At 42.3% G+C, this 26,884-nt stretch carries 27 protein-coding genes; 24 read left to right on the top strand and 3 right to left on the bottom strand.

The window, feature by feature from the left end; all coding sequences use genetic code 11:
• Positions 1–88 precede the first annotated feature (88 nt).
• The 17 genes from WMO25_RS02805 (at position 89) to WMO25_RS02725 (ending at position 16,990) form a co-directional block, all read left to right on the top strand.
• Positions 89–799: a tyrosine-type recombinase/integrase gene (locus WMO25_RS02805; protein WP_349083984.1), complete on the top strand. Its 711-nt coding sequence runs from the start codon at positions 89–91 to the stop codon at positions 797–799.
• Entirely contained in the window at positions 783–1,190 is a 408-nt protein-coding gene (locus tag WMO25_RS02800) for a DUF6262 family protein (RefSeq protein ID WP_349083982.1), read from the top strand. The genes WMO25_RS02805 and WMO25_RS02800 overlap by 17 nt, the downstream gene beginning before the upstream one ends.
• Positions 1,191–1,210: 20 nt before the next feature.
• Positions 1,211–1,591, top strand: coding sequence for a TnpV protein (locus tag WMO25_RS02795; protein ID WP_349083980.1), 381 nt, complete (start codon positions 1,211–1,213; stop codon positions 1,589–1,591).
• Between the two features lie 154 nt (positions 1,592–1,745).
• Positions 1,746–2,042: a hypothetical protein gene (locus tag WMO25_RS02790; protein WP_349083978.1), complete on the top strand. Its 297-nt coding sequence runs from the start codon at positions 1,746–1,748 to the stop codon at positions 2,040–2,042.
• Positions 2,043–2,188: 146 nt separating this feature from the next.
• Entirely contained in the window at positions 2,189–2,587 is a 399-nt protein-coding gene (locus tag WMO25_RS02785) for an ATPase, T2SS/T4P/T4SS family (protein ID WP_349083977.1), read from the top strand.
• A gap of 2 nt (positions 2,588–2,589) precedes the next feature.
• Positions 2,590–3,312, top strand: coding sequence for a type II secretion system F family protein (locus WMO25_RS02780; RefSeq protein ID WP_227082106.1), 723 nt, complete (start codon positions 2,590–2,592; stop codon positions 3,310–3,312).
• Between the two features lie 11 nt (positions 3,313–3,323).
• Positions 3,324–4,799 (top strand): type II secretion system F family protein, encoded by a 1,476-nt coding sequence (locus WMO25_RS02775; RefSeq protein WP_349083975.1) that lies wholly within the window; start codon positions 3,324–3,326, stop codon positions 4,797–4,799.
• Between the two features lie 17 nt (positions 4,800–4,816).
• Complete coding sequence (locus tag WMO25_RS02770) at positions 4,817–4,987, top strand: Flp1 family type IVb pilin (RefSeq protein WP_015513604.1); 171 nt, start codon at positions 4,817–4,819, stop codon at positions 4,985–4,987.
• Positions 4,984–6,513: a DUF5702 domain-containing protein gene (locus tag WMO25_RS02765; RefSeq protein WP_349083973.1), complete on the top strand. Its 1,530-nt coding sequence runs from the start codon at positions 4,984–4,986 to the stop codon at positions 6,511–6,513. Before WMO25_RS02770 ends, WMO25_RS02765 begins: the two co-directional genes overlap by 4 nt.
• A 343-nt stretch (positions 6,514–6,856) precedes the next feature.
• Entirely contained in the window at positions 6,857–7,507 is a 651-nt protein-coding gene (locus WMO25_RS02760; RefSeq protein WP_349083971.1) for a hypothetical protein, read from the top strand.
• Entirely contained in the window at positions 7,500–7,916 is a 417-nt protein-coding gene (locus WMO25_RS18920; protein ID WP_435384296.1) for a prepilin peptidase, read from the top strand. The genes WMO25_RS02760 and WMO25_RS18920 overlap by 8 nt, the downstream gene beginning before the upstream one ends.
• Before the next feature lie 13 nt (positions 7,917–7,929).
• Positions 7,930–8,349, top strand: a complete 420-nt coding sequence (locus WMO25_RS02750) for a TadE family protein (protein ID WP_349083969.1) — start codon at positions 7,930–7,932, stop codon at positions 8,347–8,349.
• A gap of 17 nt (positions 8,350–8,366) precedes the next feature.
• On the top strand, positions 8,367–9,671 hold the full coding sequence (locus tag WMO25_RS02745) for a DUF6382 and FHA domain-containing protein (protein ID WP_349083967.1): 1,305 nt from the start codon (positions 8,367–8,369) through the stop codon (positions 9,669–9,671).
• A gap of 35 nt (positions 9,672–9,706) precedes the next feature.
• Positions 9,707–11,779, top strand: coding sequence for a SpaH/EbpB family LPXTG-anchored major pilin (locus WMO25_RS02740; RefSeq protein ID WP_349083965.1), 2,073 nt, complete (start codon positions 9,707–9,709; stop codon positions 11,777–11,779).
• Positions 11,780–11,788: 9 nt separating this feature from the next.
• Positions 11,789–13,498, top strand: a complete 1,710-nt coding sequence (locus WMO25_RS02735; RefSeq protein ID WP_349083963.1) for a class C sortase — start codon at positions 11,789–11,791, stop codon at positions 13,496–13,498.
• A gap of 103 nt (positions 13,499–13,601) precedes the next feature.
• Complete coding sequence (locus tag WMO25_RS02730) at positions 13,602–16,256, top strand: SpaA isopeptide-forming pilin-related protein (RefSeq protein WP_349083961.1); 2,655 nt, start codon at positions 13,602–13,604, stop codon at positions 16,254–16,256.
• Positions 16,257–16,321: 65 nt separating this feature from the next.
• Positions 16,322–16,990 (top strand): rhomboid family intramembrane serine protease, encoded by a 669-nt coding sequence (locus WMO25_RS02725; RefSeq protein WP_349083960.1) that lies wholly within the window; start codon positions 16,322–16,324, stop codon positions 16,988–16,990.
• Here WMO25_RS02725 and WMO25_RS02720 read toward each other — a convergent pair.
• Positions 16,916–17,587 carry a sensor histidine kinase gene (locus WMO25_RS02720; RefSeq protein ID WP_349083958.1) on the bottom strand — a complete coding sequence of 224 codons (672 nt, stop codon included), beginning with the start codon at positions 17,585–17,587 and terminating at the stop codon, positions 16,916–16,918. The two genes, WMO25_RS02725 and WMO25_RS02720, sit on opposite strands and share 75 nt — an antisense overlap.
• A gap of 175 nt (positions 17,588–17,762) precedes the next feature.
• Here WMO25_RS02720 and WMO25_RS02715 point away from each other — a divergent pair, with 175 nt between their 5' ends.
• On the top strand, positions 17,763–18,182 hold the full coding sequence (locus WMO25_RS02715) for an HIT family protein (RefSeq protein ID WP_215689700.1): 420 nt from the start codon (positions 17,763–17,765) through the stop codon (positions 18,180–18,182).
• 109 nt (positions 18,183–18,291) lie between these two features.
• On the opposite strand, the gene murG is transcribed toward WMO25_RS02715, so the two are convergent.
• Together murG and WMO25_RS02705 are read right to left on the bottom strand one after the other, a co-directional pair.
• Positions 18,292–19,359: an undecaprenyldiphospho-muramoylpentapeptide beta-N-acetylglucosaminyltransferase gene (murG, locus tag WMO25_RS02710; protein ID WP_349083956.1), complete on the bottom strand. Its 1,068-nt coding sequence runs from the start codon at positions 19,357–19,359 to the stop codon at positions 18,292–18,294.
• Between the two features lie 186 nt (positions 19,360–19,545).
• Entirely contained in the window at positions 19,546–19,800 is a 255-nt protein-coding gene (locus WMO25_RS02705; RefSeq protein ID WP_349083955.1) for a TIGR03905 family TSCPD domain-containing protein, read from the bottom strand.
• A 184-nt stretch (positions 19,801–19,984) separates the two neighbouring features.
• On the opposite strand from WMO25_RS02705, the gene WMO25_RS02700 reads away from it, so the two are divergent.
• From WMO25_RS02700 to WMO25_RS02675, 6 genes are all read left to right on the top strand, one after another.
• The gene (locus WMO25_RS02700) at positions 19,985–20,680 is read left to right on the top strand and encodes a 5'-methylthioadenosine/adenosylhomocysteine nucleosidase (protein ID WP_270257932.1); all 696 of its coding nucleotides are present in this window, start codon (positions 19,985–19,987) and stop codon (positions 20,678–20,680) included.
• Between the two features lie 183 nt (positions 20,681–20,863).
• Positions 20,864–21,574, top strand: a complete 711-nt coding sequence (locus WMO25_RS02695) for a hypothetical protein (RefSeq protein ID WP_349083954.1) — start codon at positions 20,864–20,866, stop codon at positions 21,572–21,574.
• 85 nt (positions 21,575–21,659) lie between these two features.
• Positions 21,660–23,009 (top strand): glucose-6-phosphate isomerase, encoded by a 1,350-nt coding sequence (locus WMO25_RS02690; RefSeq protein ID WP_349083953.1) that lies wholly within the window; start codon positions 21,660–21,662, stop codon positions 23,007–23,009.
• A gap of 136 nt (positions 23,010–23,145) precedes the next feature.
• A complete protein-coding gene (gene hydA / locus WMO25_RS02685; protein WP_349083952.1) occupies positions 23,146–24,534 on the top strand; it encodes a dihydropyrimidinase in 1,389 nt (462 codons plus the stop codon).
• A 76-nt stretch (positions 24,535–24,610) separates the two neighbouring features.
• On the top strand, positions 24,611–26,293 hold the full coding sequence (locus WMO25_RS02680) for a putative manganese-dependent inorganic diphosphatase (protein ID WP_349083950.1): 1,683 nt from the start codon (positions 24,611–24,613) through the stop codon (positions 26,291–26,293).
• A 12-nt stretch (positions 26,294–26,305) separates the two neighbouring features.
• Positions 26,306–26,884 (top strand): DHH family phosphoesterase (locus WMO25_RS02675; protein ID WP_349083949.1); only part of this gene is annotated, 579 nt, incomplete at its 3' end.

Genomic DNA, 26,884 nt, shown 5'->3' with positions numbered 1-26,884 from the left:
GATAGAGGATTATCTGGTTTATATAAAGACTGATACCGGTCTTACATCGGTCAGTTACACGACAGAATTGTCGGTTTTGGATAATCTGTTGGATGAAATTGGAAGGGAACTGGAAATAGAAAATTTATGCAACCTTTTTCTGTCCAGTGATTGCAGAGCATATGACAATGCATTACCAGAAGCGTATTCAGATGCAGAAATTAGGCGGTTTAATAGTGCATTAACAAAATTAAAACCCCAGTTAGGAAGATGTTTAATAATACATCAGATGCTCGGTACAAGAATAGAAGATACGTTGACATTGCGTAGGGATTGCTTATCTGAAAAATCTGGACATTATTTTATAACTATTGTCCAGCAGAAAACAAGGAAATACAAAAGACCGGTCAGCGATCAGTTGGCGGAATTGATTAGAAAAGCAATAGAGGTTTCTGAAAACGAGCATCCGGATTCGGCATATATTTTTCTGCAAGATAATGGAAATTTATATACAGATTCGATGCTGAAATATCATGTAAATATCATGATTTATGAAAATGATATCAGGGATGATAATGGAAATTATTTTGAGTTTCGTACACATCGTTTTAGACATACATTTGGAGTGAAACTTACAGAAATGAAATTAGATGATGATAGCATTGCAAGGCTGCTGGGGCATAAGGATACACGAACCATACCACATTATAGGCGGTTAAGAAACGAAGCACTGGCGGAGGATACAAAGGCTGTACGGGATGAAATGAATGAATTATTAGCACAATACAGGAGGGAAAAGGAAAATGCAGAAACACGATAAAATGGTAGCACTGGCAAAAGAAAAAAGTGCGGAAATGACGGAAACAGCAATAACAGCTATTGAAACAATGTATAGAAAAAATGTGAAAATTTCTGTTGCTGAACTTACAAAACTAACAGGACTTTCCAGAGGTTTCTTCTATAATAATCCGAATGTGAAACAAGTAATGATGGAATTGAAGGAACAACAACAGGGAAAGGTATTGCGAAATCCTAAAAGCGATGCTATTGCAAAAGCACAGGAAGCACGGATTAAGAGTTTAGAACAGAAACTATCTGATAGTGTTCCGAAAAGCGATTTTGAAAATCTTCAGAAAAAATATGAAGAATTACAGGTGAAATATAGTCAAATGAAAAAAGGAACACTGTTGAAGATGTACGACCAATTATAGGAAGAAAAGGAGAATATTTTATGCAGAACGAAATTTATGATAAGGAAAATGGACTTACTTATGTGTTATGTGGTGATCATTATTTACCGGAATTGACACTGACAGATACCGAACCAACTTATGGGAAATATGGGATGCTTCGTAAAAGCTATTTACAGGAACACAGAAAGGCAAAATATCAAATATTGTTGCTGCAAGGAAAACTTGTAGAGCACTTGAATCAGATTGATGCAGAAGCAAGGTATAGGGAAGAGCGATTAGTAAAACAAATGATGGAGAAACAAGGAATTACAGAGAAATTGAAAAGGCAGGACAACATGGAATGGGCAAGGCGTATGAATACAATTTATCATGATGCGGAAGAAATAATTTTGACAGAAATGATATACACGAAAGAATAATGCTCTGTATTGGAACGCAAGAATTTTGCAGTCCGGATAGCAAAAAAGTGGAAGTCCGGAACGCAAGAATTTTGCAGTCTGGATAGCAAAAAAGTGGAAGTCCGGATGGCAAGATTCTTGCTGTCCGGTAAGATGAAATAGTGAGGGATTAAAAATGTTGGTTAAGTACATAATAAAAGTATTTTTATTTTTGATTCTTGCAGTAATGACATTGATTCGCTGGTTTTTAAAAATTCCGATGATGTTGGGAAATATTTTGCTTTACTTTTTATCAATTATATTTATTTTGACAGGTGTTTTGAGTTATGGATTTGCATTGGAAACTGCAAGGGAATGTGGTCGAATGATAATAATTGGGATGACATTTGGTGCAATACCAGACTTTGTCCCATTTTTGGGAAAAAGTTTAGAGACATTGGTTGAAAAACTGTTGAGTATGACAAATGAATGAGAAAGTCAATATGAAAGAGGGCTGTGAAAGGCTCTCTTTTTTTTGTAGCTACGAAATGGCAAGATAATAACGTTATATACATTGTGTATTATGTACAGATATTGTATTTATGCATGATGGGAGCATAGGGAGTCCATATAAAGGCATTGAATACCGGTCATGATGGCTCTTTGAGTACCGGTCATGCCAATTCTCCGCAGGATATGCTGTCAAGACTGGAGACAATGGCTTTATTTGCCTCGGATATACCGATTCAGGCAATCCGCAAGCAGATTGCTTCTTCTATTGACATTATTGTGCAGCTGGAAAGATTAAGAGACAGGTCAAGAAGAGTGACGGCGATTGCAGAAGTATTGGACTGTACAGAGGATGCCTATATTTTGAATCCGATATTTGAGTTTCATGAGCAGGATAATCTTGTGATGGAGAGCAGTTCTTACGGTGATATTCCGGAAAGGGTTGTCGGTCAACTGGTGCGAACAGGCTATCATTTGATGCACAGGCGTAAATTGCATGCAGCGGCCCTTGAGTCAGCGGAGATTTAGAGATGAATGAAAAACAAAAATTGTTGATTTCTGACAGTTTACAGGGCGTTCTTTTGGGATGTCTGATCGGATGGCTCTGTTACAGAAGCGTCGTTACCAGTCTTTTGGGGATCATGATCGTTCCGTTTTACATAAAGTATAAAAGGCGAATGAGGGAGAAAAGCAGGAAGCAGATGTTATGGCATGAGTTTAAAGATGCGGCGGCCATGCTGTACAGCAGTACGGCTGCAGGTGGCACCCTGGAAAAGGCGCTGAGAGATACTTGCTGTGATATGAAGACTTCAGACAGCAGTTATCAGGTGCTACTTCCGGAATTTGAAAGAATCTGCATGCATCTTGATCAGAACCGGTCACTGGAAAGTGTTCTGGAAGATTTTGCAGTGAGAAGTGAGGATGAGGATATTGCGTACTTTGTGCGTGTTTTGACGGTAGCAAGAAAAAGCGGCGGTTCACTGTCATCTATCATCCGTCATACTGCGGATACAATGAATTTGCGAATGGAAATTAACAGTGAGATAGAGACAATTCTGGCAGGAAAAAGGGGAGAATGGCGGATTATGCTGATCGTGCCACCGGGGATTTTATGCTATATGAATATGTGCTCGTCGGAATATATGAATATTCTCTACACTGGGTTGACGGGAAGGCTGGTGATGACAGCAGCACTGATGGTCTATGCGGCAGCTGTTTGGACAGGTCATAAGATTTTGGATATTCATGTGTAGGAGGTGGAAAAATGCAGTTTTTCTGGTTTGGTGCAATATTACTTTGTGCGGCATTATTGCCTGTTTTTCTGGCAGAAAACTGGTGCCGTCGGCATAAAGTAAAGAAAATTTTTCCTGTGCCAAGAGGTATGGGATGGCTGCAGAGAACAGCTGTCTGGTTGTTGTGTCACCTGCCGGATACAATCAGCTGTTCAAGATGGCTGACAGGGTGTTCGGAGGACATCGTCGGAAAACTTTATCCGGGGATGAAAAAGGAGAAGTTTATCAGGCAGCATGTGATTCGAAAGATGATGGTTGGGTATGGCGGCATGCTGGCAATCCTGGCATTTATGATGATCTATGGTCTTTTGAATCAGACGCCGGAATTAAGCGGTAATAATCTTCAAAGGGATGATGCCGGAGGCAAGAGTCGGGATGTTCAGGTATCTGCAGAGATAGAGGGGGTGACAGAAGAAAAGTCGCTGACAATTACCGTTGAACCGAGAAAATACAGTCGGTCTGAGCGGGAAGCATTGATGCGGGATGTGAAAGCTTATATTGATGCATGTCTTCAGGGGGATAACTCCGATCTGCAGCATGTGAATCGGCCGTTGTTTTTTCCATCTGATTTTCCGGGGGAGAATGTGACGATTGAATGGCAGCCGGAAGATTATAATCTGATCCGACAGGATGGTTCCTTGGGTGAATTGTCAGCGTATCAGCTGCCGATAAAGACAAAGGTAACTGCGGTGATCATCTATGATCAGGAAAAGGAATTTTACAGTAAAGAAATCTGCCTGACTGCACCGGAGAAATCAGATGAAGAAGTGTTGGATGAACAGATTCGGGAGGCCGTTCAGGCAGCAGATCAGGGATCGTCAGAGAAACTTACGCTGCATCTGCCGGATTCTGTGGGCGGACGGGTTGTTGAGTGGAAGTATCAGAAACAGTCACAGGCGGGAACTATACTTTTTATAGCCTTTTTGTTTTTGGCAGGCTGTATATGGTATCAGGATAATAACCTGAAAAAAAGACTTGAGGAGAGAAATGAACAGCTTTTGTATGCGTATCCCGGTTTTGTTCACAGAATGATCCTGATGTTGGGAGCCGGCATGACGGTAAGGAGAAGTTGGAATCGGTTATTGGATGATAATGAGCGATTGGACAGCGGTCATTTAAAAGAAGATTGGTTGTACAGAGAGATGAAATATACAAGAATTCAGATGGAGTCAGGCGTACCTGAAATACAGGCTTATCTGGAATTTGGACAGAGGATGGAACTGCAGCAGTATAAGAAGTTTTCTCAGCTGCTGATCCAATATATTAAACGTGGCAGTAAAGGCATGCAGGCGTTAATGCAGCAGGAAGCGGCTGAGGCTGAAAAGCAGAGGCGAGATCTGGCCAAACAGTTGGGAGAAACAGCAGGAACGAAGCTATTGATGCCGATGATGTTATTGTTGATCATTGTGTTGTTGATTGTTATGGTGCCGGCATTTTTGTCGATGTAAAGCGGGGAGTGTGTGGAATGAAAGATTTATGCAGAAGATTCTTTTATGAAGAAACAGCAGTTGGTGTTGTTGAGATGATATTGATTCTGGTGGTACTGATCGGACTGGTCATTATATTTAAACAGCAGCTGACATCTATTGTAAATTCTATTTTTAAGAAAATAACCAGTCAAAGTAATTCTATATGATGAAGAAAGGCGTTATGACGGTTTATTTTAGCCTTGTCTTTATGCTGGTGATGTCGTTTCTTCTAGTGCTTCTGGAATCAGACAGGCTATATATTTTGAGGACGGAAGGAGAACGATATGCTGATATGGCTGCGGAGATGGTATTTGCAGGGTATATACAGCCTTTGGCGGATTATTACAGTCTTTTCGGTGTGAACCATGGCGAAAAGAACAGTCAGCTTGAAAAATTTGATGATTATCTCAAGTTAAATATAACAGGAGAGGGAAAGACAAAAAGGCTGTTTCAGATGGCTGGTGCGATTGAGGAAGTTGAGGTTGATGAATGGACCGGTTTTAAGGATAATGATTGGAAAGCACTGATGGAGCAGGTGAAATTATACGAAGAGGCGAGGACAATTCAGAGAGGCAGTGAGGAAGTGAGTCGTTTCTTTTCGGATTTGTCAGGGATGGATACAGACGAACCCGTTGGTGATTATTGCAGGCAGTTAGAGTCAAAGGGAGAAAGAATGGAGGCGGAAGAACAGGAAGCGAACAAGAAAGATGACGGGAATACGCCAAAGGACACAGAGATTCAGATGGAGGATCCGAGAGGCGGAATTACAAGATGGCTTAAAGGCGGTCTTCTGGAACTTGTTATGGGGGATCAGGCGGTTTCAAAGCAAAAAATAAGCACAGCAAGATGCTCATGGCAGACCTCGGAGGAGAAAAAAAGCAATGTCATTGTTCGATTTGATCGGTATAAAGAAGTAGCGGAAGCGGTAAAAGGTCAGAATCTTTTGTCACAGATACAGTCGGGAGTAAAAAATCAGAGTGATCAGATGATTCTGAACATGTATATATATGATCAGTTTAAAACATTGCGAAACAGCCGGCCTTCCGGAAGATCAAAAGATACCGCTTTGAATTATGAGATAGAGTATATTGCCTTTGGTCATACTTCAGACAGAGAAAATCTGGAAAGTGCCGTGACAGCATGTTTTACGCTTCGGACGATTTTGAATCTGGCTTATCTGTATTTAAGCCCGGATAAAGATGCAGATCTTCAGCGGGTTGTGCAGGGGCTGTCTGCAGCAGGAATGATTCCTGTAGCGGGAGAGGTGCTGAAATTATTATTAATGATCTGCTGGGCTTCGGCAGAGGCGGCCGTGGATTGTGCAGGGCTGGCAGAGGGCGGCAAAGTCCCTTTAATGAAGGACAGAAATACATGGAATATGTCCGTTGAACAGCTGCTGCATGCTGCCGCAGGCGGCGGAAAAGCCTCTGAATATTTCAAATCAGGTACAAAAGGATGGGATTATCATCAATATCTGATGTTGTTTTTAATGCTGACACCGACAGAGAAAAAAATCATCAGAATGACACAGCTGATAGAGAACAATGTGTGGCTGATGAAAGGTTATGAAAACTTTCAATTGAAAAATTGTGCCGTAAAGGCCAGCTTTTCGGGAAAAATTGATGTGACGCCATTTTTTTGGAAATATCCGCAGAAGATACAGTATCGTTTTCATACAGAATATGCTTATTGATTTTACGGAAAGGAGGCGAAGAAGAATGCTCTTTTTTTACAAGTCACACATACCTATTTTCTCATACACGGGACACTTTAAAAAAATATATAATGCAGTCAAATGCGCGATCCCAACCCCAATTTTAAAAAAAGGTGTTCAGTGGAAGAAATATTTAAAAAATAAAAAGGCAATCGGAGAAACAGATAACAGTAAAAAAAGAGCAGTCTCCTTCGCCTCCTTTGCGGGCAGTCTGACTGTGGAGGCGGCGCTGGTCCTGCCGATATTTCTAAGTGCCATGCTTTTATTATCAGGTTTGTTTCATGCGATGTCTGTCTGCAGTCAGGTGAATCATTATTTATGTATGACAGGAAGAAAAATAGCTGCGTACAGTCGATCTGAAAAAGGTGTGGATCAGGGAACCTTATATCAGCTGTTTTATTCGGAAATAGGCGGGAGCGGTATAGACAGAGATGATATAGCAGGCGGATATGCAGGTCTTATTCCGAGGGCAGAATCGTCTGAACAAGGGCGTCTGATAAAGCTGTCCATCCGATTTGGTATAAGAATGCCCGGATATTTGCTGCCGTCACGAACAATTTGGACTGTGGAAACCGTTTATATACGGCCGTGGACAGGGGAATCTGCGGAAATGTACAGCGGTGCAGGTGAATATGGACAGTCAGGACAGGTTTATGTGGCTGAAAATGGTTCTGTTTATCATAGAGATTTATCATGTACGTATCTTGCTTTGTCCATTCATGCCTGTTCGATGTCATCGGTTCAGCATTTAAGAAATCAATACGGAGCGCGTTATGTGCAATGTGAGAGATGCGGACATGTAAGTGATAAAAACCAGACAGTTTTTATTACCGATATGGGAACCGCCTGGCATACGGATCGCCATTGCAGCGGGTTGAAACGAACAATGGATGGCATGAGCCAGAAGGAGGCAGAGCAAAGCGGCCTTCGGCCATGTTCACGATGTGGAGTGAGTGGAGGTGGAGATGCTTAGTGCGTGCATGATATTGCTGCTATATCCATTGATAGCGGATATAAGAAAAAGCAGATTTTATATAGGACCAGTGCTTATTTGCACTTTGATACTGATGGGAATTGGTATTGTAAGGGGAAAAATAACACTTTTTTCAGTTTTAACAGGATGGATTCCCGGAATGATGATGGTTATGATGAGTCGATGGACAAATGGAAAAATCGGAGAAGGGGACGGCATTGTTGTCGCAGCAATGGGGATGCTGATCGGCTGGTATGAGATATTGCTTCTGTTTTCTCAGGCGTGTTTTCTAAGCGCCGGTTATGGACTTTGGTTGATGGTTGTAAGAAAAAGTGGAAAAAACAGAGCTTTCCCGTTCATTCCTTTTTTGTTTATGGCTGTACTGCTTTTTTTGTTTTTCGGGCGATGAAAGGAAGGTCTTTATGAGGAAGGTTGAGGGGAGTATGACAGTTGAGGCATCATTGCTTATGCCGATGGTAATCTTTATTCTTGCAGGTCTATGCTATAGCTTTTTCTTTATGCATGATTATATTGTAATGCAAAATGAGGGGTATCGGCGGACAGAAGCAGAATTATGGCATCGTGAGACAGAGGAAGATATGCCGGTGTTTATGATGTCGGTTTTGCTGGATGGATCCGGAAAGAGCATATTGCAGCAGGCGGCGGACTGGGTGGATCATCAGTCCCGTGCGCATTTGGTTCTTCAGGGAGAATTGAAGATCCCTGTACCCGGCATACAAAGCTGGACAGGAGGTGTGCTGAAGACCAGACAGGAAGCGGATGCGATAAGGGTAGATTATACAAGAGACAGGGTGTTGGCGGCATTAAAAAGAGAACAGTAAAATGAGAAGGTGAGTGCATGGAAATAGCTTATAGCGGGGATGCTTTTCATACATATATGGTGATCAGCAGTGAGGAATGGGGGGAAAACGAAGATGAAGAAAAGATGATGAGCAATCAGAGTGCACAAGTGCTTCTTCCCTTTCAGGTACAGAGATTGAATGATAGAAAAAATTACTGCTACGATATCAGCGGACGGATGGAATTTCGAAGCTATATTGAAAGAAAGCAGGCTGATCGGTCAATGATTAAAAGTGTTATCCGTTTTATAGCTGGGTTGGATCAGGCCGTTGAGGAATATCTTCTGATGCCGGACGGCTTATTATTGCAGCCGGAATGCATGTATCTTGAAATGCCGGAAGAGAATCTGAGAGCGGCCTATATTCCGGGAAGAAAAGAAGATTTTTCGAAACAGTTAAAAGAATTGACAGCATGGCTGTTGGAAAATACATATCATGAGGACAGAGAAGGTGTTTTACTGGCTTACGAATTATATAAAAGCGTTCAACAGGAGAACTTTTTGCCGGGACGGCTTAAGGAACTCCTGAGAGAAGAAAAGAAGGAAAATGTCCAAGGAGAATTGGATATGGAAACCAATAAAACCTTTGTTGAAGAAGCAAGTGATAAGGGGCAGCAGAGAGAAGAAGTCGATGCCGACAGTAAAGAACCGGCAAGCAAGAAGCTTATACAGGGGAAGAAAGCAATAGCATGGAAAATTCTGTCGGGTATTGCGGTTGGCGCAGCTGTTGTGTCTTATATTTGTGGCTGGACGGGGAAGCTGTTGCAGACGGCCGGAATGACAGTATCCGCAGAGTGGGTGACGGCAGTTTTTATACTCGGGGCAGGAATCAGTGTATTATACCGTCTATTGAGTAGGCGAACAGGTCCGAAAGAAGTGAACGTGGAGAAAAGAGATCCGGATCATCATGACTTGTTTGAGGGCGGTGGTGTGTATGCTTTTACGGATGAAACGGGAGATGATATTTGGAATACAGATGAGAATAAAACAATACTGTTATCGCGTTCGGAAAATCAGATAAGACTGCTTAGCCTTGATAAAAAGATTGCGCCGGATTTAGTGTTGGACAGATTCCCCTGTATGGTTGGCAGTCTGCAGGCGGAAGATATATATGTGATTCCTGTCAGAGGAATAAGCAGGAAGCATGCAAGGATTGAAAAAACAGAGAAAGGCATTTATTTAATGGATCTGAATTCGACAAATGGAACACGAATCAATGGAGAAGAACTGAAGAAAAATGAGAAAAGAAGGTTGATGGCTGAAGATATTATTGAATTTGCAGGTGTTCGCTATATGTTTTGCTGATTGAGGCGAAGACTGAAAGGCAGAGGGGGATTATCATGAGAAAAAGACATTTATTAAAAAAAGCAGGAACATCGTTGATCGCAGCAGCGTTGATGCTGTCTTGTACAGCATCTGCATATGCTCAGGAAAAAGAATCAGGGGCAGCAGAAGATGCACTGGAAGCGTCAGACGTTATTGATATTACGAAAAAAGGGTCTATTGCTATTTATAAATATGATATGACATCAGCAGAAGCGGCGGGGGTATATACGGAAGGCAGTCATCAGGCAACCGGTGAGGCGGATCCGGCACTACAGGAGATAATGTCACCGTATGCAGTTGAGGGTGTGGAATTTTCATATTTGCGATGCGGGGATATAGAGACGTATAGTTATAATGGAGGAGCCGCTGTGAAACTGGTCTATGAGATACCGGAAGAACTGCGTCGTATACTGGGTTTAAAAGAGGTAGATGCTGTTTCTATGTCGGATGAAAATGTTTCTTCGCAATGTCTGCATACAGGCGTATGGCATTATACGAGTCAGCAATTGAATGATGCATTAAAAAATGGACTTGAAAATGAGAATATTAAAACGAAGAGTGCACTTGAAAATTATTTAAGCACATCTGAGAAGTCAGAGAAAATGACCTTAACAGATCAGTTTGGATACACCTATGCGGATAAACTGCAGACGGGATTGTATTTGATCGCGGAAACAAAAGTGCCTGAACAGGTGACGGCAACCTGTAATCCTTGGCTGGTATCATTGCCATTTACCAATGAAGGCGGTGATTGGAATGATGAAAAAGGCGGAGAAAAATGGCTTTATGATGCGGTATGCTATCCGAAAAATCAGACAGGCAATCCTACATTGGATAAGCTGGTTAGACAAAGCCCTGACTGCGGTGGGGACGGTGGTTATGATTCAACAGAAACCGTATCAGAAGGGGATGTTCTGGATTATCTGCTTGTGTCAAAAATACCACATATCACAAGTCAGGCAACATGGCTGAAAATGTATACATTTAAAGATACATTGTCAAAGGGACTTACCTACAATAAGGATGTCAAAATAGCTTTATACAGCCATGAGGAAGATGCGATAAACAACAAAACAGAAAAGGCAGAGGCAATTTGGACAACTAATGAATTTACGCAGAGTGCATTGAAAGATGGAAAAAGCGGACAGACGGTGCTGACTATTTCTATGACGGATAAAGGCCTGGAGAAGATGAATCATCCGGAACAGGGCTTTTCTGATTATTATATGGTGGTCTATTATACAGCAAAAGTCAATTCTGACAATACAACTGTACTGGGAGATGATGGAAATGAGAATGATGCTGTACTGACCTGGAAGCGTACGTCCGAGAAATACTTTAATACATTGGAAGATCGATGTGTGGTTTATGCCTTTGGTTTAAATTTAAATAAGACTTTCTCAGATGGCAAAGGAAATGCGGCAAAGGCGGCTTTTACACTTTTTAATAAGGACAATCAGGTCTATGTTGTGGCTGAAGAAGCTGCGGGCGGCACATATTATGTGACGGGCAAAACAAACATGAAGGAGCAGGCAACAATTTTCAGACCGGCAGAATCCGGAAAACTGCTGATCAATGGCATTGAAGGTGATAACTACCAGTTGACGGAGTGTTCAACTGATAACGGTTACAGTATTCTTAAAGAAGGCATTATGATCACAATCAATAGTACAACAGAGACCATTATTCCGTCAGTGGCCGGGACAACAGGTCTTGAGGCTGCGACGGATGCAGGGCAGGCGATCAATAAAAACTATAACGGCGGAATTGTGGATGCAGAGGGTGTCAATGTTTCTGAAAGCAAAGGTGTTCAGCGGCTGGAAAATGCCAATGGTCGGACAATTGGCAAAACAGATATGTATGAGGGGGATAAGATCAGTGCATCAGCCTCTGTAGATGGTATTGATGCAGCAATGAGTGATGCAGATGGATCCGTTAATGCACGTGTGAATCTGAACATCCTGAACAGTAAAACGTTTTTATTGCCGCAGACAGGCGGTACAGGTTTATATGCGGCAACCATTATCGGGGCAATTGCAATCGGATTGGGATTTGTATTGACAAGAAAGAAGAGACAGCAGGCTTAGAGATGCGTTATGGGACGAAAGAACAGAAAACGATTTGAATGGGTACCGTATTTGTGTATTGCGGCAGGTCTATTATGTATGCTTTATCCTTATTGCAGTGAATATATTTTTCAGAATAGAACAGCTTCTGTTATTTCGACCTATGAGCGTGCCTCAATGGCGTTGGAAGAAAGTCAACATCAGGAGATGCTTGAGCAGGCACAGCGCTATAATGAGTATTTGGCCGGCAGCCAGGAAAAATTGACAGATCCGTTTCAGACGAAAAAGGGTGAGGCCAATGATCTGATGTATGATCAATTACTGAGTACAGGCGGCTCGGATGTGATGGCTTATATCGAAATTCCAAAAATCAATGTTGTATTGCCGATATACCATGGAACGTCATCACAGGTCTTGAGTAAAGGGGTCGGACATCTGGAAGGCACGTCGCTTCCGGTAGGCGGTCAAGACACGCATACAGTTTTAACCGGGCATACAGGGCTTGATCAGGCCAGGCTGCTCAGTGATTTAAATGAAATTGAAGAGGGGGATGTATTCTGCATTTATGTGCTGGGAACGTGTTTAAAATATCAGGTGTTTGATGTTGAAACGGTCCTTCCGGATGATACAGATGGTCTGCAAATCATAAAAGGTGAGGATAGAGCAACGTTGGTAACGTGTACACCATATGGAATTAATACCCATAGACTTCTGGTACATGGGAGGAGAATGGAAGAAGGTTTTGCAGATGTTGAGGCTCCGGGTGAGAAGACCGAACACAGCAGAGATTCACAATGGCAGAAACGATATCAATACGCAGCTTTGATAGGAGGTCTTTTGATTATAGGTATTATTCTGCTTTTTTCACAGGATATTTTAAAAATTGCAGGCATTTGTCTGATGATATCAGGAACATTTCTATTTATATCACCTGAACTTATGCAGACCGCTCAGAAAGTGAAGATGCAGATTGTGATTCAGACCTATGAAAAATCAGAAGAAACGCAGAAACAACATCAGGAGGAAAGTGCGCTGTATCAAAAAATGGTTACCTACAATCAGACAATTTATCGTGAGCAGCAGAAAGGACTCGACAATTTAGGCGAGGATGGGGCAATGGAGAACTTTAAAAATGAAATGATCGGGGTTCTCGAGATACCTGCTTTGAATCAGGATTTTCCGATTTATGCGGGTGCAACATCAGAGCATATGTCGGAGGGCGTGGCCGTGATGAAAGATACATCGCTTCCAATTGGCGGAGAGGATACAAATTGTGTGATTGCCGGACACAGAGGATATAACAGAAGTAAGACATTTTTTAAGGATATAGAATGCCTATCTGCGGGTAATCGGATATATATTAAAAATTCATGGGAAGAATTAGTCTATGAAGTGGAGAAAATCGATATTGTAACGCCAAATGATGTAGATGCAGTAAAAATTCGGCCCGGAAAGGATATGGTGACATTGTTGACCTGTCATCCGTATGGTTCGAATGGAAAATATAGATATCTAGTTTATTGCAGCAGAGTTAAGGACGCAGAGAAGGATGACCGTAAGAAGGAAGTATCTTATGCTTATAAAGATCATATTGTTGCTTCGGATGGACAGATTTATTCGTTATCATCAAAAGATATTCAGAAAGAAAAATATTTTAGATGGTTATGTGCAATTATTTTGTTTTTGATAATGGCAGCCATGAAAATAAAAGATATGTGGAGGAAAAGGAGGCAGACATAGATTGCGAAGAAAGAAAAGAACAGGAATATTGACTTTTTTGGTTTTTCTCATTTTTGTTTTTTCCATGGTTGTTTGGGCGTCAGATGGAATCGAAGGAGAACGGATGGATACAGAAGATACAGAGACAGAAAGGGTGATTCGGGAAAGTGAGGACAGGGAAAGTCAGATACAGGAAGAATCTGAAGGCATAGCCGGTGAAACATTTACGGAAAACGATGTGGAAACAGAAACAGGGATTGAAGATTCCTATGTGTATGATGGAGAAGTTTTCTCGGAAGTGAATGAATACAGCGCACGTGCGGTGACAAAAGGTAAAATTGATTATACATATTGGGCGATTCATCAGGGAGCAGGTTTTGGAAATATTCTTGAGGATGGACGTGACCTGGATCATGTCGGCTGTATTATGCTTAAGGTGGGAAATACCTGGAAAACGGCTTACTGTGTCCATCATAATGCTGATTTGAAGGGTGGCCATGAATATGCGGATACAGCGTCATATTTGACAGATTCGAATAAAAAGAGACTGACAGGTCTGGCTTTATATTATGGTTTTCGTTTTTCTGGTTGGAATCCGGATAAAAAAACTGTTCCGGGGGATAGCGATAAAGGAAAATATACAGCAACGCAGGTGATGATATGGATGATTGAAAGAGGCTGGTATACGTATGATGCGAATACATATGCTTTTCAATTGAATACAAAGGCAATCAATGCAGCAAAGAAAATCTGTGATAAATCGGATCAGAGCCCTGTCGGAAGTTCCTATGACTATTTTAAAACGATATATAGTAAAATGCAGACATTTGGTACAGTGCCTTCTTTTACTTATCGAAGTGAGAACAGTGCTCAGGTCAGGAATATGGGGTATGACTTTCAAACAAACCAATATGTTCTCAAACTGACGGATACGAATAACGTTTTATCCATGTATGATGTCAGTGAAGTGCCGAATGGTGTAACAGCCCAAAAGACGGGAAATACACTTAATTTATATTCATCAGTACCAATCACATCTGCGGGGGTGATAAAGTTGTCAAAGAAATCCTTCAAAGCGGAGAAAGCTGTGACTGTGTGGTCAGACCAGACAATAAGCGGTTATCAGCAAATTGGAACTTACAAAGAGCCGGAAACGGCAGAGTTGAATACCTATCTGAAGATAACAGCGCAGTCTGTAACGATGACGGCTGAAAAAGTATGGAATGACAGTGATAATATTTATGGGAAAAGGCCATCAGAACTGATGGTAGATTTGTATCGTGGCCAAAGTAAAGGGGATAAAGCTGTGCTTGTAAAAACGGTCATATTAAATGCGGAAAATGAATGGCAGTTTACAGTTTCAGATCTTCCGCAGAAAGATTCCGCAGGCGGACATATTTATTATATGTTTACAGAGCGAGAGACAGCGGGTTATACAGCGGGGACAACAGAGAGTACAGCCGGGACGCGTCATTGGAAGTTTACGTTCACCAATACATTAAATAGCGGTCATCTGCAGCTGCTTAAGAAGTCATCTGATGAGGCGCTTACAGGTGGGAATCCCTGTTATACACTGTTAAATGCAGAATATGGGGTTTATACAGATAGAAACTGTACCAATAGTGTGGGTGATCTGATCACGGGTGAAAGTGGATGGTCCAATACACTGACATCACTTGCTGCGGGAACATACTATGTCAAAGAGAGAAAGAAGCCGTCCGGGTATAGAACAGATGATGCTGTTCATGAAGTAATGATAAATGAGGGTGAGACAACCGTGATAACATTGACAGATGAGCCAATCATCAGCTGGGGACAGTTTCGAATTGAAAAATCAGCATTGGATGGTGCATCAGTATCTGATACAATTCCATTAACAGGAGCGGAATTTACCATTGATTATTACAGAGAAACAGGGGTAACAAAGGAAAACATTTCCGATAAGGTACCATTAAAGACCTGGGTTGTTGCTGTGAAAAAAACATTTGATGGTCAGAACACTTCGTATAAGGCGGAATTAGAGGATACATATTTGATTGCAGAAAAGAGTGACGAACTTTTCAGGGATAGGATGGGGAAGGCGGTACTGCCTCTTGGAACAATTGCAATTCGAGAAACAAAGGCAGCAGAAGGCTATTTGCTGCAGGGGTATGTCGATGATGCTGATGGAAGACGGCTGAACAATTACCCTGGGGAATCAGTTATCATCAATCTGGCAGATGACGGTGAAAGTGCATCGTTTTTGGGAGAAGACGGATTGAAATACAGTAATCCTGTTTTCAGGGTGACAAATGAATTGCATAAATGTAGTATACAGATTATGAAATCCTCCGCAGATGAAAAGCCGTTGGAGAATGTGATATTTGGTCTGTACGATGAAAGTCGACAGAAAATCCTGGAAGGTCAGACGAGTCAAGATGGCAGGATAATATTTTCGGAGCTGCTTCCGGGAAAATACTGGTTAAAGGAAGAAAAAACAGGAAACGGACAGCAGCTGCTGAAAGAACCAATGGAAATCGTGCTGCCGATGGTATTAACAGAGCAGGACGTTGAAAAACTAAAAATTGATAAAAGTCAGCTGGTCTATGATGAAAATCAGCAGGTATTTAAATTGTATGACAGAATTTTTGAGATATCAAATGCAGGAAATTTAGTATTACCGATGACAGGCGGTGATGGATTGGTCTTATTTGACATTCTGCTTTTGGCAGCCGCTCTGCTGCTGCTGATCGGCGTCTGCTTGTTTGTATATCGTAAGGGGAAAACAACTGCCCGATGAGTATTCGACAATTGTAAGCGAATATGGTATGATTCTTCTATATCATCTGAAAATTCAGGCAATCAATGATGGAGGAAAGTATGCAGCAATATGATCGAGGATATAGAAGAAACGTTTTATGGCAGATGTCACCTGTGAATACATTGATTATTGTGATTAATGTACTGGTATTTGCGGGACTCAGTTTTCTGGGAGATACAACAGATGTCCGATTTATGTATAATCATGGTGCCAGTTTCTGGCCGGCAATCATTGAGGAACATGAGTATTACAGACTGCTGACATGTACATTTATTCATTTTGGAATCAATCACTTGTTGAATAATATGCTTGTATTGGCCTATATTGGTGATAATCTTGAGAGAGCACTTGGGAAGATTAAGTATTTAATTGTTTATCTGGCAGCCGGTGTGGGATCAAGTGCAGTGTCAGCAGTCTGGAGTATGATGAAAGATGAATACAGTGTATCGGGAGGTGCTTCCGGGGCTATTTTTGGTGTTGTCGGTGCACTTTTGGTTATTGTTATAAGAAACAGAGGACAACTGGAAGATTTAAATAGTCGTCAGTTGATGTTGTTTGCCGGATTCTCGATTTATCATGGTGTGATGAGTGCAGGTATTGATAATATGGCACATATCAGTGGTTTTGTGATCGGTGCTTTATTGGGCGGACTTCTCTACAGGAGAAAGCGGTATCGGAAGCAGAATACAAAACGAGCTGCCGGAACCTGGTAGGGATTTTACAGACAGGTGACCGTGATGGGCAGAAACGATGGATTGAACGATTGCAAGTCCAAGCCCGGTGCCGCCTGTCTTATAGGACACAAAAGGCTCAAAAATGTGGGCCTGCTGTTCGGGTGTCATGCCGTTGCCGGTGTCACTCACAGAAAGCACAATATGATTGCAGTCGTCGGAGGAAGCAGATAAGGTAATTTGACCGCCGTCAGGCGAAGCTTCGGCTGCATTTTTCAGAAGATTAATGAGTGCCTGTCGAATCAGTGACAGATCAGCCCGTATGGCAGGCAGATTGGGAGCAATGTGAAGATATAAGGCAATATGCTGTGCGTGCAGAACGGGCAAAAAGGATGTATAAAGCTCATTAAGCAGAGGCTGCAGACTGCATAGTGTCAGTTGGGGCTGACGTGCAGTCCGGTCGTAATTTAGCAGACGTTGGATATCTGAAAGATCATTCTGGATTTCAGTGAAGTCTGAATCCTCTTTCAAGAAAACGTATCGGGCTGCAAGCAGCTGAAGCCGGCTGGAAATCAGTGTCAGAGAATTATTAATTTCATGTCGAAGTGAAGCATTGCCTCTGGTGGAATCGTAAGTCATCTGAAAACCTCCTTTGTGATGATTAAAAAAATAAGGAAAAAATATCTATAATAATAAAAGCCTGTTTCCGCTTTTTTGTGACAGAAAATTAAAAAAAAGCTGTTAAGATTTTTCAGTCGTGGTAAAATGGAGATTAAGAGCATTGAAAATGCAAAAACATCAGGAGGTAATCAAGATGATCGACAGAGATTGTATTTTTTGCAAAATAGCAGGTGGTGATATCCCTTCATCGACGGTATACGAGGATGAACAGTTCAGAGTACTGTTGGATCTGTCACCGGCAACAAAGGGACATGCCCTGATTTTGCCTAAACAGCATTATGCTAATATTTTTGAGATTGATGAAAACATATTAAGAGATTTGATTGTTCTTGCTAAGAAAGTGGCATCTGCCATGAAAGAAACTTTGAATTGCGATGGTGTGAATATTGTACAGAACAACGGCGAAGCAGCAGGCCAGACTGTGTTCCATTTTCATATGCATATCATTCCGAGGTACAAGGATGATGGTCAGGTAATCGGATGGGAGCCGCATACTTCAGATCCTGAAGTACAGGCACAACTGGCAGAGAAGATTGGTCAGGCAATCCATTAAATAAAAATGAATCATTAGATATAAGCAAAAGCACGACAGAGGAAATGATAATCAGGAATAAACAGTGACTGATCATTTCTGTCGTGCTTTTTAGATTCGGTATTCAGGATCAGACAGAGGCTAACTGATCGATCAGATCAGCGATAATTGGAATTGCCTGATTTTGCTGACTTGATGCCATTTGCTTCTGATAATTCTCACGGTCGGAGTAGACCTGATGAATTGTGTCAAGGAATTTCTCGTTTGTAATCTCTTCTTCAGGGAGAAGATAACTAAAGCCCTGTTTCTGGAAAGATTCTGCATTCAGAATCTGGTCGCCTCTGCTGGCAGCGGCTGGCAGAGGAATCAGAATATTCGGTTTGCGGAGTGCGAGAATTTCACATATGGCATTGGCACCTGCACGGGATATAATGAGATCTGCAGCAGCAAGAAGATCGCGAAGTTCTTCTTTGATGAATTCATACTGCACATAACCGGTCACATTGTTGAGCGATTTGTCAGTTTTGCCTTTGCCGCATAAATGGATCACCTGAAAATCTTTTAATAATTCCGGAAGTACAGCGCGAACTGCTTCATTGACAGCAACGGCACCAAGGCTCCCACCCATAATCAGGATAACCGGTTTATCAGATGTCAGGCCACAGAAATGAAGTCCGCGGCTGCGGTCACCTTCAAAGAGTTCACTTCTGATGGGAGAACCGGAGAGAACAGCCTTATCGGAAGGCAGATACTTAAGCGTCTCCGGAAAATTGCAGCAAACTTTGGAGGCAACAGGGATACAGAGTTTGTTGGCCAGGCCGGGTGTCATGTCGGATTCGTGAATGATCACAGGAATCTTCAGGGCATGTGCAGCGCGGACAACAGGAACGGCAACAAATCCGCCTTTTGAAAAGACTACATCCGGATGAATCTTCTTCAATCGGGAACGTGCCTCGAAATAACCTTTGATGATTCTAAAGGGATCAGTAAAGTTCTTTAGGTCGAAATATCGGCGGAGCTTACCGGTGGCAATTCCGTAATAGGGTGTCTTTGTCTCCATGATCATGCCTTTTTCCATGCCTTCATAAGACCCGATATAGGAAATATCGTAGCCGCGGTTTTTCAGCTCCGGCATCAGAGCAATATTAGGTGTAACATGACCGGCCGTTCCACCGCCTGTTAAAACTATTTTTTTCATAATTCACGGCTCCTTTGTGATGAAATTTATAAAATTATGGTAACTGTTCAGAGCTAACCTCCAAATGCTTCGCATTTTGTCGGTGTGGCGTATCCGTCAAATGGATTTATGTTCAAGAGTGTTCATTCATGCAAGCATGCTTCGCACTTTTGAACATAAATCCGCTTGGCTCTGAACAGTTACAAATTATGCCTGATGGCTGGCTTTGTAAGCCTTTAAGGCCTGAGCAAGCTGATCCGGACATGATGTACCGCGATTACCGCAGTTGATGCCTTCAAGTGTCTTGATGACGTCGTCAACGCTACGGCCAACAACAAGACGTGCAACACCCTGTGTGTTTCCCATACATCCGCCGATGAATTCACAGCTTGTTACGATGTTGTTGTTATCAACTTCAAAATCAATTTCACGGGAACATGTTCTGTTTGTAGCGTATCTCATAATTAAATAACCTCACTTTAAATATTAATGTATTTTTATTTGGTTTCTAATGCATTATATCAGATAATGGCGCAAATTCAAAGCGGTCTTTGCAGTTTTTGAATGGCCAGATTGTTCTCTTGACTTCCTGCACTTTCATAGTAAAATAGGATTGAAAGTTTGAAAATTTGGAGGATTACAGAATATGTTAGGTATTATAGGTGCAATGGATCAGGAAGTGAGCATCCTGAAAGAGAAAATGGAAGTGAAGAAGATTGATAAGAGAGCTTCCATGGAATTCTATGTCGGGATTTTAAACGGCAAAGAGGTTGTTATTGTAAAATGCGGTGTCGGCAAGGTCAATGCTGCTGTCTGCACACAGATTCTTGCAGATTGCTATCAGGTAGAAGCGGTGATCAATACAGGTGTGGCTGGCAGCCTGAGAGCGGAGATTAATATTGGTGACATTGTTGTTTCAACAGATGCACTGCAGCATGATATGGATGCAACAGGATTTGGGTATGAACCGGCTGAGATTCCACTGATGGGTAAGAAGACTTTTGAGGCCGATGCTTCACTGCGCAGTCTGATCGCAGAAACATGTCGTGAAGTGAATCCTGAAATTGGTGTATTTGAAGGTCGTGTTGTAAGTGGTGACCAGTTTATTTCCGATGGCGATGTGAAGGACAGACTGGTCAGAATGTTTGCACCATACTGCACAGAGATGGAAGGCGCAGCGATTGCGCAGGCAGCATGGCTGAACCAGATTCCTTTTGTTATTATCAGAGCAATTTCAGATAAAGCTGATGGAAGTGCACATATGGATTATTCCGAGTTTGAAGCCAAAGCAATCGAACATACCGTGAGACTGGTGGAAGCTGCCGCTGCAAAGCTTGCATAGGTATTATTCCAGCTTCAATATTTCAGTCACGATCTGACGAAGTATTAGGCTTATGGACAGCAATGTCGGGAAGACGACAGGAAAAAGAAAGATTCCGTCAGGTTATGTTGATGAATTGCAAGTGGCAAAGGGCACAATATTGATTATAATTAAGTGCAAATAAAATGAAGGGGGCACTTAATTATGAAAGAATGGATCGTTTTACAGGGATGGCCATTGTATCTTATGCTTGGGATGACGGGATTAGGTCTGTTGGGAAGCATATTGAGCCGTATATTTTATGGAAGGCTTGCAAGAGAGGCACAGTTGTGTGGAACATCGGATTATCCGATGCTGCATTATATAAGGCAGAAGTACAGCAGTTATTATAAGCTGGGTATGCGTCCGGGCAATGCGGAGGCACTTGTAAAAAGATATCTTGCATTACATAGGGTTGGACCGTTGGCATTGTACAGCTGGAATGAAGCAGGGAACTTTATGATGGGTGCCGTTATGCTGACGGGACTTATTCGCGGTATTTACAGATTTCAGACGACCATGCAGACGGGGCCTGCATTGATGGATATTGGCATAGGACTGGTTCTGGCATTGGGATTGCGGTTGACCGGGAAGATTTTTAGTGTTGAACGTCTGCAGGTGATCACGCTGAATGCGATTTGTGATTATCTGGAGAATTATTTGAAGAGCAAGCTGGACGGAGAATATGGTTATGGTCCACAGACAGAAACACCGGATCATTATGCCCGGGCTTTGAAAGAAACAGCAGCATCCCGAACAAAGCCGGGACTGCGTCCGACAACTGTTCGACGGATGCCGGCTGAACGTTTGGAAACGGTCGACAGTACAGTGGATGCGAAGATTGTGGAAGATGTGCTGAAGGAGTTTCTGGGCTGAAAATATAGTCCGAATTATTGATAAATAGTATCTGATTTGGTATGATTAAATAGAATTAATTAAAGATAAAATTGGAGGAAGAAAAATGGCAAATAAGGTTACATTTGATTATTCAAAGACTGCCGAATATATTAGTGAGGGCGAGATAACAGCCATGAAGCGTATTGCGGAGGATGCGAAGAAGCTTCTTCTGAGCCGTGAAGGCGAAGGCAATGATTTCCTTGGATGGATCGATCTTCCGGTGGATTATGATAAGGAAGAATTTGCACGTATTCAGAAAGCGGCGGCAAAGATACAGAGCGATTCAGATGTCCTGCTTGTTATCGGTATTGGTGGTTCATATCTTGGAGCCAGAGCAGCCAATGAATTCCTGGGACACAATTTTTATAATATCATTCCAAAGTCAATGAGAAAGACACCTGAGATTTATTACTGCGGTAATAATTTAAGCAGTGCGTATATTAAGGGATTGATGGATGTTCTTGGAGACAGAGATTTTTCTATCAATATGATTTCCAAATCCGGAACTACAACAGAACCTGCAGTTGCTTTTAGAGTTTTCAAGAAGATGCTTGAAGAGAAATACGGCAAAGAAGAAGCTGCGAAGAGGATTTATTGCACAACAGATAAAGCAAGAGGCGCACTTAAGAGCCTGGCAACAGAAGAGGGATATGAGTCATTTATCGTGCCTGATGATGTAGGAGGTCGTTTTTCTGTTCTTACTGCGGTTGGTCTGCTTCCGATTGCAGTCAGCGGTGCAGATATTGAACAGCTGATGGCCGGCGCTGCATCCATGCGAAAAGTCTGCCTTGAGAATGCCTTTGAAGAAAATGATGCACTGCAGTATGCAGCAGTCAGAAACATCCTTTTAAGGAAAGGCAAGAGTATTGAGATCACAGCAAGCTATGAACCTTCCGTCCAGTATATCGGAGAATGGTGGAAACAGTTATATGGTGAAAGTGAAGGTAAGGATAAGAAGGGAATCTTCCCTGCCTCAGTTACATTGACAGCGGATCTGCATTCCATGGGACAGTTTATTCAGGATGGTTCTCGTCTGATGTTTGAGACAGTACTTTCGGTAGAAGATCCGGGAGCAGAGATTATTCTTGAAAAAGAGGATGTCGATCTGGATGGATTGAACTATCTGGCTGGCAAGTCTGTAGATTTCATTAATAAGAGCGCGATGAACGGTACAATTCTGGCACATACAGATGGACAGGTACCGAATCTGATGGTGAAGATACCGGCGCAGAATGAATTTTATCTTGGTGAGTTATTCTACTTCTATGAATTTGCCTGCGGTGTCAGCGGTTACATACTGGGTGTGAATCCATTTAACCAGCCTGGTGTTGAAAGCTACAAGAAGAATATGTTTGCATTGCTTGGTAAGCCGGGTTATGAAGACATGACAGAAGCTTTATTAAAGAGATTATAAATCATTTTTAAGAGGGCGCAGGGAATGATTTCTCTGTGCTCTTTTCGTGAAGAAGAGAGATTCTCTGATAGCAAAGAAAGTCGGATATTCAATGGAATCAGAGAATATATATGGGTGTGAAATGCAGGAGGACAGAATGAAGAAACTGATAAAAAATGGAACCATTGTATTGGAAGATAAGGTTATACAAGGGGATTTACTGATAGAGGATGAAGTGATTGCTGAAATCGGACAGAATTTAGATGCGGAGGGCGGACAGATCATCGACGCGACTGGGCTGGTTGTATTGCCTGGCGGTATTGATGTGCATACACACTTCAATATTGATGTTGGTGTAAGAGCTGTAGATGATTTCAGTACGGGAACGATAGCGGCAGCTTTCGGCGGTACGACGACAATCGTTGACCATATGGGATTCGGTCCGAAAGGATGCAATCTGCATCATCAGCTGGGGGTTTATAAGGGGTATACGAATGGCAAGTGTGTAACAGACTATGGCATTCATGGTGTTTTCCAGGATATTAATGAGGATATTCTGAAAGAAACGGAAGTGATGATGGCAGATGGTGTATCAAGCTTCAAAATGTATCTGACTTATGACTACAAACTGGAAGATGCAGATACCCTCAAGGTGTTGAAGAAACTTAAAGATATTGGCGGCATTACAACCGTACACTGTGAAAATGATGCGATTATTCACTATCTGAGAGATAAGTTTGTTGCTGAAGGAAAAACGGAGGCAAAATATCACCCACAGTCCAGACCGCCATATTGTGAGGCAGAGGCTGTGGACAGAATGATCGCACTGGCAAAAGCAGCAGGGAAGGCTCCGCTGTATATTGTACATGTTTCGGCAAAGGAGAGTGTTAACCTGATCAGGGAGGCAAGAAAAGCAGGGGATACGGTCTTTGGAGAGACTTGTCCGCAGTATCTTGTATTAGATGAAAGTCGTTATGATGATCCGGTGGAAGGATTAAAGTTTATTTTGAGCCCGCCGCTCCGGGCTAAGGAGCATCAGGAAGCTATCTGGCAGGGAATCAAAGATGGGACGTTGCAGGTGATTGCAACAGACCACTGCAGCTTCGATTTCCATGGAGATAAACAAAACGGCAAAAATGATTTTACAAAATGCCCGAATGGTGCGCCGGGAGTAGAGACACGAATGCCAATTGTTTTCTCGGAAGGTGTATCGAAAGGCCGATTGAGTTTGAATGAATTTGCAGCAGTGACAAGTACGAATCCGGCCAAAATTTTTGGTATGTACCCAAAGAAAGGTGTTCTGGCGCCAGGCAGTGATGCAGATATTGTGCTGATGAATCCGGATATGGAAGTAACGATTACGAAGAATATTTTGCATGAGAATGTAGATTATACACCGTATGAAGGCATTCAGGTTAAAGGATGGCCGGTGATGACAATGGTTCGGGGGCAGGCAGTGGTAGAAAATGAAAGACTGCAGGTTCCGCTGGGATTTGGACGCTACATTAACAGAAAACCTGTTAAATATACGGAATTATTAAAGTGAACGGCCAATCGTGCAGACGGCATTCCAGATAGAAGCATGAATGGTATATGGTAAGTGCAACAATGGAGATATGAAAATGGCAGAAAAAAAGGAAAAAATAATTTATATAAGTGGACATAGAAATCCGGATACAGATTCCATCTGTTCAGCCATGGCATTAGCAGATCTCAAGAACAAGATTTCAGCCAGACAGGTGGCAGATGAGCATGCAGATAGAGTTGTGTATAAAGCTGTTCGGGCGGGACATTTGAATCAGGAAACCCGATATGTGATGAAGGCATTTGATGTGACGGCTCCAACCTATATGAGAGATGCCAGAACACAGATTAAAGATATATTTGATGATAAAACACAGAGCGTCAGCGGCAATATTTCCCTGAGACAGGCATGGAAGACAATGCGTGCAGTCAAAAAAGCGACCCTTGCAATTACAGACAGCAAGGGACACCTGGAAGGTCTGATTTCAACGGGAGACATAGCAAAGTCCTACATGGCTGTTTTTGATAACTGCATTCTGGCACAGGCGCATACACCTTATGTGAATATCATTGATACAGTTGAGGGCGAATTGCTGGCCGGTGATGCAAAACAATGTGTAACTTCAGGAAAGGTTGTTATTTCAACGGCCAATACAGAGATTATTAAGGACCATATTGATGCCGGTGATGTCGTTATTCTGGGAAATCGGTATGAGGCACAGCTGTGTGCACTGGAGCAGCATGCCTCCGTCATTATCGTGTGTGATGGTGCCCCGGTTTCACGAACAATCAGAAAAATTGCCGGAGACAATGGATGCGCGGTCATCAGTACGGCTTATGATACATATGCAGTAGCAAGACTGATCAATCAGAGCCTCCCGGTTTCTTACTTTATGACAAAAGAGAATCTGGTGGTTTTTAAAGAAAACAGTTATGTGGATGATATCAAGGATATCATGATGAAAGAAAGAATCAGAGATTTCCCTGTTGTGACGGAAGATGATTGCTATGCAGGGATGATCTCCAGGCGTAATCTGATTGATATGAACAAGAAAAAATTTATCCTGGTGGACCACAATGAGGCAGATCAGGCCATCAATGGCATTGAAGAGACTGAAATTGTGGAGATCATCGATCACCATAAACTTGGAACGATTGAGACGATTAAACCGGTGAATGTACGAAACCAACCGGTTGGATGCACAGCAACAATTATTTATCAGATGTATATTGAGAATGATATAGAAATTTCAAAGACAGTGGCCGGTCTGCTTTGCTCAGCCATTATATCGGATACGCTGCTGTTCCGTTCACCAACCTGTACACCGCTGGATGAGCTGGCGGCTGAAAAGCTGGCTGAAATTGCCGGATTGGATATGGAAGCCCATGCGGTAGCCATGTTTGATGCAGGCAGCGATTTGAAATCGAAGACGAATGAAGAAATATTATATCAGGATTTTAAGAAATTTAAATCCGGAGATACAACATTTGGTGTGGGCCAGGTGACATCGATGAATGCGGAAGAACTCAAGAAACTGAAGGATAAGATGAAACCGTTCTTGGAAAGTGCCCGGACAAAAGAGAATATAGAGATGCTTTTCCTTCTGCTCACAGACATTCTGAGCGAAAATTCTTATGTGATTTATGCCGGTGCGGAGGCAGAAAATATTCTTTCCCAGGGATTTAATCAGATGCCGGTGGATGGAGAAGCCCTTCTTGAGGGTGTTGTATCACGAAAGAAGCAGTTTGTGCCTGTAATGATGGGTATGTTGATGGCATAGGAGGAATCGGAAATGAGCAATGAAAAAGAAATATTTGTCATAGGTCATAAAAACCCGGATACAGATTCAATCTGCTCAGCAATCGCCTATGCATATTTTAAGAACCAGATCAGCAAAAGCAATTGCTATAAAGCAAAACGCGCCGGGGAAGTGAACTCAGAGACACAGTATGTTCTGGACAAATTTGGTGTGAAGGCACCGGAATATGTGGATAATGTCAGAAATCAGGTCAAGGACAGTGGATTAAAAGAAGCTGAACGTGTCTCAAAGGATATGTCGGTCAAAAAAGCGTGGGAATTACTGAGCAGCAAGCGTGAATCTACATTGACGGTTGTGAACGATAACGGCGGCCTGGAAGGATTGATGACAATCGGAGATATTGCCAAGTCCATTATGGATGTGTCCGGTGGAAGAGCATTGGCGGATGCAAAGACATCTTACAAGAATATCGTTGAAACATTGAAGGCAGAAGTCCTTGCAGGCAATATTGACCATAAAACGGCTACAGGAAAAGTAATTGTTGCAGCTGCAAATCCTGATCTGATGGAGGAATCCATTGAAGCCGGCGATATGGTCATTATGGGGGATCGC

The sequence above is a fragment of the Coprococcus intestinihominis genome (assembly GCF_040096555.1).
Lineage (GTDB): Bacteria > Bacillota > Clostridia > Lachnospirales > Lachnospiraceae > Coprococcus_A > Coprococcus_A intestinihominis.
Note: the sequence above shows the minus strand (reverse complement) of the source record. Positions and strands in the feature narration are given on the sequence as shown.